The sequence below is a fragment of the Rhizobium mesosinicum genome (assembly GCF_019511345.1).
Taxonomy (GTDB): domain Bacteria; phylum Pseudomonadota; class Alphaproteobacteria; order Rhizobiales; family Rhizobiaceae; genus Rhizobium; species Rhizobium mesosinicum.
This window is the reverse complement of the sequence record NZ_JAEUAK010000028.1, coordinates 1-1,316: the sequence shown is the minus strand read 5'-3', so window position 1 is coordinate 1,316 and position 1,316 is coordinate 1. Positions and strand designations below refer to the sequence as shown.

The window sequence follows — 1,316 nt, the reverse complement described above, 5'->3', positions numbered from 1 at the left end:
TGCCCAGCCGCGAGGCGGCGATGGCGCTGGTTTATGGCTGCATGGAGCTTTTAGACAGGCTGGCGAGCGCAGAAAAGCCGGACGACCGGCCATCGGAAAGCCTGACCCGGCGGGAGATCGAATGCCTGCGCTGGTCGGCTGCGGGCAAGAGCAGCGACGAGATTGCGATCATTCTCGATCTGTCGCCGCATACGGTGGTGGGATATCTGAAGAGCGCGATGCGCAAGCTGGATTCGGTCAACCGCATGCAGGCGGTCGCCCGGGCATTCCGGTATCGGCTGCTGTAGCAGCCGATACTTTTCTTCTTTCCAATCAGAAGCCTTTGCCGCCGTTCAGCTCGGAAATCAGCGTTCCGATGATGATGCGGATATCCATCAACAGCGAGAAGTTCTCGACATAGTGGAGGTCGCTGGCGATGCGGGCGCGCGCCTTGGCCGGGCGGTCGGTCGGGCCGCGCAGGCCGCGCATCTGCGCCAGACCGGTGATGCCGGGCCGCATGGCGTGGCGGTGATGATATTCCGGAACCAGCTCTTCGTAGAGCATGCCGCCGGCGCGCATGCCGATGGCATGGCAGCGCGGTCCGACGACCGACATGTCGCCCTTCAGCACGTTGAGAAGCTGCGGCAGCTCGTCGATGTTGGAGCGGCGCAGGAAAGCGCCGACGCGGGTGACGCGCGGATCGTTCTTCACGGTCTGGGCAACGCCGGTGACATCCTGCATGTCCGTGCGCATCGAGCGGAACTTGTAGACCTTGATGGCCCGGCAGTTCTTGCCCCAGCGGGTCTGCTTGAAGAGCACCGGACCGGGACTGTCCATCTTGATCAGGGCGGCGACGACCAGAAGAAGCGGCGCCAGCACGATGAGGGCGCTGACCGCGGCGACAATATCGAAGGCCCGCTTCAGCGCGAACTGCACGGAGGCGGGCGGGGCGGGGATGCTGTCGAGTGCGGCAACAGGGAACCTCGCGTTGACCTGACGAACAGGGGCAACGCGAAAGCTCTCTTCAGAAATACTCTTGTTAAGGTCCATGACGCTCAAGGATCTACCCTTTGTATTTTGAAGCTTTGGATTTCGAAGCTTGGGACGTTGAAGCTTTCGGCGGTGTCATTCGCTGGCTTGGTTAGCGCCAGATTAAGGCACTACGGTGTTAGGCGACGTTTAACCCTACTACATCCTAAATTTGCGACATTTGTTTAACCGAGTCCAGAGAAATTTCGCATCGCAGCAAACTTCGCAGTTGCGTTAAGTTTATGCAAAATCAGGAGTTTTAATTTTCAACCGGGGTTTTTATTAGCAATCTTATGTGCTTGGCCGAT

The 1,316-nt window shown here is 59.1% G+C and carries 2 protein-coding genes; one reads left to right on the top strand and one right to left on the bottom strand.

Annotation, left to right across the window (positions count from 1 at the left end):
• Window positions 1-287: helix-turn-helix domain-containing protein (locus tag JNB85_RS30425; protein WP_220338118.1), on the top strand; the 287-nt coding region annotated here is incomplete at its 5' end.
• 25 nt (window positions 288-312) lie between these two features.
• Here the strand turns inward: JNB85_RS30425 and JNB85_RS30420 are convergent.
• The gene (locus JNB85_RS30420) at window positions 313-1,029 is read right to left on the bottom strand and encodes a sugar transferase (RefSeq protein WP_420852309.1); all 717 of its coding nucleotides are present in this window, start codon (window positions 1,027-1,029) and stop codon (window positions 313-315) included.
• Between the last annotated feature and the right edge of the window lie 287 nt (window positions 1,030-1,316).